Below are 6,325 nucleotides of genomic sequence, written 5' to 3'. Positions count from 1 at the left end.
CCCCGGCCCCCTGCGCCAGGGTGTTCCTTCCCCCATGCATACCAGAACGCCCGCCCGCAGGTGCCCGATGAAGCAGTGCTGGAACCGGACTACCGCTCAGCCGGCGAGGGCTTCCAGGTGGCAGCTGAGATGCCGACGTGGGCCTGTTCCCGGCTCACTGATGACGCGTCGCGCCTGCGGGGCCGGGGACTGTCGCCCGGCCAGTGGTGGTGCGGGCGACGAGGTGCGGGGGGAGGACGATCTCGCGGGGTTCCGTCCGCCCTTGGCCGAGGCGTTCGACCGCGGCGGCGATCGCGCGCCTGGCCTGTTCCTCGGCGCCCTGACTGACCGTGGTGAGATCGAAGCAACTCAGCCGGGACAGGGTGTCGTCGTCGTAACCGGCCACGGACACGTCGTCCGGAACGGCGACGCCGGCGCGGGCCAGGGCGGCGAGGACGCCGATCGCGCACCGGTCGTTGAAGGCGACGACGGCGGTGGGCAGCTCGCCGCTGTCGAGGAAGTGGTGAGCGGCACGTTCGCCGGCGGTCTCGGTCCGGTCTCCGCGCAGAATCCGAGTGTGTGCGTCCAGGCCGTTCCGACACAAACTACTGCTTGACCCGTGCCGAGCGGGCGCGGCGGCGGGCTTCGGCAGTCATTCACCGGACGAGTTCACGGCATACCTCGGTGACCAGCCTGTCGGCGTCATCAAGCGTGGCAGTGAGCGTGTCGGGAGTGGTGCCGAGGGCGGAGAACAATGCGTGTGCGCGTTCGGCGAAGTCCGCCGAGGAGTTGGGGAGTTCTCCCGCGGACGCCACCGCGCCCTTTTCGTTGAGCACCCAGCACCTGGCGTGAGCGTGGAGTGCGTGCACGAGAAGTCCGACGGCGCGGAAGAGGCAGCCCCCGACATAGAAGGCGTCACCGCGGGCCGCGCCCTTGCGTGCCGCCGTCAGGATGAACGGTGCCTCCCACTGCGCGTTGCCGACGAGGGCTTCGCGCAACGGCTCCGGATAGAGACGCGTCTGCTCCTGCAGGGTTCGCAGCTCACCGCCGGGGTCGGCGAGGATGCGTCCCACGGCCACCTCACCGGCATAGGCGTGGGAGTACACGCCCAGGGGGTGGCCGGGTTGGGCGCCGATCTCGAACTGCCCAGCCCGGCACTGCTGCCAGACGCGGTGCACCCGATCCATATCGCGGTAGATCCAGTCGACGCGATGGCCGTCGATGGTCAGCCAGCCGCCACCGTCCACCCATGGCCCCCAGCCGCCCGGCTCGGTGACCTCCACCGGCCCACCGGTCAGCTCGGCTGCCAGCACACGCAGAGCAGCGGTATCCAGCGGTGGCCGGTAGTAAAGGCCCAGGTCGTAGTCGGAATCGGGGCTGTGCGTACCCCTCGCCCTGCTGCCTCCCAGACACACACCGACGACGCCGCCGACCTCGGCCAGCCGATTCGCGATCTCCGTCAAGCGCTCCATGGGCACAGTGTGCAGAGGCAGTACACCGGCCGCGAATAATTTGTCCGGCACCCGCGCCAGAGCGTTCAGCCCTGGCCGGTGAAGTGCGGAGCGCCCGGAAGGCCGCGTGCTCTTCACATGCCGGACATCCGTGGTGCCTTCAGGCCACCAGCAAGGCCATGTCCCAGTCGGTCGTGGTGCGGCCGTGGGCGTAGGCGTCGAGGGCGAGGGCCGTGCCGGCGGCGCCCTCGAGGAAGGCGGGGATGTCGCCCTGCGGGGCGTTGGTGAGGGTGGCGCGGAATCCGAAGCGGTAGTGGGGATGGAACTGGGCGAGCGTGCGGGCCGCCATGTCGTCGGCGAGGTCGGTCAGCCGCTTGTCTGCGATGGACTCGTTGAGGACGGCGAGCAGATGCATCATGCCGCTCCACCCGTGGCACAAGTTGGAGTTGTCGATGCTCCAGCTGTCCGGATCGGTGGTCAGGAACGGCAGCAGGGACCGGTGGGCCAGGTCGAGCCACTCGGCGTTGCCGAGCGCGAACCCCGCGAGCTGCACGGCGCGGGAGATGCCGGGAGCGCCGTAGCACCAGGACGGGCGCTGGCGCGGCGGCGCGGACTCCGGCCCGCCCTGCCAGTCCTCGAGGGTCAGGTGCTGAGGCCACAGGGGTCCGGCCGGGCTGTCGTACGCCCACTGCTCAAGGAGGCCGACCAGTTGCTCGATGGCCTCGCGCTGTCCGTCGACGACCGCGCCCTGCTGCCAGGCCAGCGAGAGCAGGGCGAGCGGCCCCGCCACGCCGTGCGAGAGTCCGAGGTTCAAGTGCCCGTCGGGCATCTCGGCTTCCTGCCCCAGCTTGGGCGCCGCCCACGTCCACCAGCGGGGCACCCGGTGGCCGCGGTGGGTGATGTCGCCGTGCGCCATCTGCGTCAGATAGGTGAGGACGAGCCGCAGTTCCTCCTCGCACTGCTCCCGGCGTGCCAGCAGGTAGCGGCCGATGCCGCTCATGCCGCGGACGACTTCGAACTCGCCGTTGGTCGTCGCCGGAGTGTCCCGGACTTCGGGGAGGGCACGGCGGACCAGACGGCGCTGGTGGTCGTCGAGCCGGCCGAGAGCGGAGCGGTAACCGCCGGTGGCGCGGTGGGCGAGCAGGACGGCGAAGGCGACGGCGCCCGGGCCGGTGTAGATGCCTCCCGGGGCGTGTGCGGTGGCGGCGGTGGCCCGCATCGCCCGGACGAGGTAGGCGTGTGCTCGGGCGGCGTCGTCAGGGCCCGGGGTGGTGCGGCCGGTGAAGGCCAGGGACACTCCCGGACAGCCGCTGGAGAGGGACAGGTCCTCCCAGAGGGGGTCGCGCAGGCTGATGTGCGGGGCGGCCGGTATGCCGGTGTCGGCGGCGGTGGCTTCCGGGTCGGCGAGCCGGTCGAAGACCTGCGCGGCGATGTCCCGGGCCTCGTCCGCGTGGCGCGGCGCTGTCATCCGGTCTCCTTCCCGTTGCGGGAGTGGGCCAGGCGGCCCTGGTGGTCACGGGCGACGCCGCGGAGCACGGCGTAGCCGGTGTCCTCGCCGGTTCTGTCGATGCCGAGGAGGCGGTTGTGCTGCATGTGCAGCAGCGACATGACGGCTTCGGCGTGCTGCGCGGTGCCGGGCGTCCGTCCTGCGTCGGACAGCAGCAGCGCTCCGTACTTCCCGGTCTCCGGCGTGGTGCTCCACAGGGCCGCGAGGGGGGCGCCCAGTACGGGGGCCGCGCTCTGTGCGGTGCGTCCGGGCACGATCAGTGATGCCGCCTGCTTCTGGTATTTCCGGTAGGCCGCGTGGGCGGGCCCCTTGGGCAGCGCGCGGCTGATCCAGGCCGACCAGTCCCAGTCGCCGAGCGATTCCAGCAGCAGTGCGTGGTTGACGGCGGCGAGCACGGGGGCGGGCAGCGTCAGGGCGCCTCGCGCCCGCATCCCGAGCTGGGCCAGTGCCGACTGGCTGTCCACGCAGAACATCCGCTCCGCGTGCGGGAGCGCGACGGGCCCGCCGTAGCGGTCGGTTTCGGGCCGGTAGGTGTCGAGGACCATGCCCTTGATCAGCCCGGTCTCCTGCCAGTTGCGGCTCACCGCGGCGAGCCGGGGCAATGCCGTGGTCCGCAGGTCTTCGGGCTCGCCGTGCAGGCGGAGGCGGATGTGGGGCTCGGGGTCGCGGTACCGGATGTAGTGCCAGCTGTGCAGGGTGTCTCCCACCGCGCGCACGAGTGCGGGCAGTGCGGCGTGCAGCAACTCGTCGTGGGTGTCCTCGGCCGCGTAGAACTTGGCGTAGAGCCAGTCCTCACCCGGCAGGTGCGCGACGGAGTGGTCCGTGGGCCGGTACGCGGGCACCGTGCGGCGCGGCCGACGGGGGGTCTGAGGGTGCTGCTCCGGCACGGTGGGCCGGGTGAGGGCGAGCGGAATGACGACTTCGGCACCATGTCCGCCGGACCAGCCCAGCGCGCGTCCGCCGTCCGTGAGGTCCTCCGTGATCGCCAGGGAACCGCCGGTGCGGACTTCCTGGCGGAACACCTCCCGCAGCCAGGGGTCGGTCAGGTCCACCCGGTACGTGCGGTCCCATCTGGCGAGGTTCACCTCGTCGGGTACGCGGTAGCGCTCCCGCCATGCCGCAACCGACTCCTCCCACCCGGTTGCGGCGTCCGCCGCCTCGCGCAGGTGCCGGTCGGGCACCCAGCGCCGGGGGAAGACCGTGACGCGGCCGTAGGTGACGCGGGGCAGGCAGGGCAGTGGCTCCAGCCCGCACCAGTTCCAGCCCGTCCACGTCCTGGCCGTACCTGAGACGAGCTCCACCAGCAGCCGGGCCACTGGCGGCGCCTCCCGGTCGAGAGCCAGCATGTGCGGGACGACGGGCAGGACCTCCCGCCCGTCGTCCGGCAGTATCAGCCGCAGCCCGTAAGGCCCCGGTGTGACGAGGAGTTGCCGCCAGTCGAGGGTGCCGGGGGCGGTCCGGTCGGCGTACACACCCACCGGTATCCGGTGCGGGAGCAGGCGCGGGACCTGCGCCATGTTGAGCCCCCGCACCGTGTGCGGCCGGTACACCACCTGCGCCGGGACCGTCCCGGCGTCGCCGAGGCCGTCCAGCAGCGCTGCCAGTTCGCCCTCCATCCCGACGAGTTCGGCGAACCGTCCGACGGTCGCCCCGGCGAGCCAGGAGCCCGGGTACGCCGGGGAGAGCAGCCGGAAGTCGCCGCGGTCGATGGCCTGTTCGTTCTCGGCCAGCAGGTGGAAGCACAGCTCCAGCGATCGCGGCGGCGGGGGCGGTTCGGCCGTCCGGCCGGCGGCCAGCCGGTCGACCAGGCCGGGGGTCAGCCGCACCTCGTCGTCCCCGCTCAGCAGTGCTTCCTGTACCAGGTCGTGGGTCAGCAGACGGCGTTCCTTGGGAAGCTCATCCGGTTCCTGGCGCGCTGTGGAGGGACCGCCGTCGCGCTCGCCGTAGCCCGGCGGAAAGCCGATGCCCCGGTGCCGGTCGACGAGTTCGCCGAGGGGAACCACGCCGCCGGTGCCGTACGCCTCCAGGAACCGGTCCCGGTAGGTGCGCATATGGGCGTGGGTCTGCCAGTCGGCGGACAGCTCCCACATGGCGGAGGCGTAGCGGGCCGCTTCGTCGGTCACCGCCCGCGAGATGCGCAGGTCCGCGTCCATGCGCAGGTCGACGTGGACGGGCGGCCTCGGGGCGCTGCCCTGGGGGTCGGTCAGCCGCATCAGTCTGCGCCACGCGGCGCGGCCCTCGCCGGGCGGCGTCGCGGCGTAGGCGTTGAGCGCCGCGCGTACGGAGTCGAGTTCCGCCGCCGCCTCCGGTACGGGCGCGAGCGCCGCCGCGATGCGCTGGTACAGCTCCTCGTCCAGGTCCTGCGGAGTGATGGAGGTCAGCAGGAAGCCGTGGCACACGAGTTGGAGGAGCGTGGTGTCCACCTGGGCGGGGGTGAGGCGGGGGAAGGATGCGGCTGCCTGGTCCAGGAGCGCGGAGTAGCCGACGGGCTGGGTCGTCCGCCGGCACACCCAGGCCACCAGGGCGGTGTTTCGGACGGAGGTCTCGTTGCCGTTGCCGGGGACGACGAGCCGCTCGCCGCGTGTGCGGCACAGGTCGTTCAGTACGACGTCGACGCCGTGCCGTACCTCGGGCAGTTCGAGCCATTGGGTGACGCGCTGCGTCAGCCAGGCGGCGTCCAGCCGTACCGTCTTTCTGCCCGGGCCCGACAGTCTCACCTGCGTGGTGTCCGCCGCCCGCGCGGGCGCGACACCGGCGAAGAGCCCGAAGGGCGTCGGCCTGGTCCGAGCCCGCAGCGCGTAGCGGGAGAGGGCGAGCGCGGTACGGCGCAGCCGCTTGGCCCCGAGGTCGGCTCCCGCGTCGAGCCGGTCGAGGGAGTCGGCGAGGCTGCCGCTGGCGATGTGCACCGCTTCTCGGAAGAGCGGGTCGGCAGCGGCCTCGCGCACCTGCTCGGCCGAGTCGCCGAGCGGACGGCCTCCCGGTCCGGTACGGGGAAACGCCGCGATACGTACGAACAGGCAGTCCTGCGGAGTGTAGTGGTCGTCCCGCACGTGTTCCGGCTCTCCCCTCGTCCCGGGACCTGGTACGGCCCGGGTGGGGCGGTGTCGGTCCCGCCCCGCCCGGGCACTGGGACGCTTACGCGCAGCAGAGGTTGCAGGGCGACCCGTACGTGCTCGGCGAGGTGAAGCCCCCGGATGCGAACGCGGGGCCCTCGCCCTCGGTCTCCGAGATCTGGATGTCGAGGTCCAGTTCGGTGAGGTCGGTGGTGTCTTCCAGCAGCAGGTTGGTGCTCATGGTGGTCCTCCCGTTCGTCAGCTCACCGTCGTCGGCCGGACGCCGGTGAAACACGTGGTCGTGCTCGAACCGGACGGGAGCATATGCCCAGCAA

Annotated in this window: 5 protein-coding genes; all 5 read right to left on the bottom strand. The window is 72.1% G+C overall.

What is annotated here, in order from left to right:
- Window positions 1–154: 154 nt before the first annotated feature.
- The 5 genes from ITI46_RS07725 to ITI46_RS07705 all read right to left on the bottom strand — a co-directional run bounded on the left by ITI46_RS07725 (window position 155) and on the right by ITI46_RS07705 (window position 6,231).
- A complete protein-coding gene (locus ITI46_RS07725) occupies window positions 155–631 on the bottom strand; it encodes a substrate-binding domain-containing protein (protein ID WP_209238680.1) in 477 nt (158 codons plus the stop codon).
- A 4-nt stretch (window positions 632–635) separates the two neighbouring features.
- Window positions 636–1,451, bottom strand: coding sequence for a nucleotidyltransferase domain-containing protein (locus ITI46_RS07720; protein WP_209238678.1), 816 nt, complete (start codon window positions 1,449–1,451; stop codon window positions 636–638).
- Window positions 1,452–1,590: 139 nt separating this feature from the next.
- Window positions 1,591–2,898: a lanthionine synthetase C family protein gene (locus ITI46_RS07715; RefSeq protein ID WP_209238677.1), complete on the bottom strand. Its 1,308-nt coding sequence runs from the start codon at window positions 2,896–2,898 to the stop codon at window positions 1,591–1,593.
- On the bottom strand, window positions 2,895–5,987 hold the full coding sequence (locus ITI46_RS07710; RefSeq protein ID WP_209238676.1) for a lantibiotic dehydratase: 3,093 nt from the start codon (window positions 5,985–5,987) through the stop codon (window positions 2,895–2,897). Before ITI46_RS07710 ends, ITI46_RS07715 begins: the two co-directional genes overlap by 4 nt.
- Window positions 5,988–6,072: 85 nt before the next feature.
- Entirely contained in the window at window positions 6,073–6,231 is a 159-nt protein-coding gene (locus ITI46_RS07705) for a hypothetical protein (RefSeq protein ID WP_209238675.1), read from the bottom strand.
- Between the last annotated feature and the right edge of the window lie 94 nt (window positions 6,232–6,325).

This window comes from Streptomyces oryzae (assembly GCF_017676365.1).
Lineage (GTDB): Bacteria > Actinomycetota > Actinomycetes > Streptomycetales > Streptomycetaceae > Streptomyces > Streptomyces oryzae.
The sequence above is the reverse complement of the archived record's forward strand: the minus strand, read 5'-3'. Positions and strand labels throughout refer to the sequence as shown.

Coding starts and splice junctions, on each gene's coding strand:
- ITI46_RS07720 (WP_209238678.1), bottom strand. CDS start 1,451: ATGGAGCGCTTGACGGAGATCGCGAATCGGCTGGCCGAGGTCGGCGGC.
- ITI46_RS07715 (WP_209238677.1), bottom strand. CDS start 2,898: ATGACAGCGCCGCGCCACGCGGACGAGGCCCGGGACATCGCCGCGCAG.
- ITI46_RS07705 (WP_209238675.1), bottom strand. CDS start 6,231: ATGAGCACCAACCTGCTGCTGGAAGACACCACCGACCTCACCGAACTG.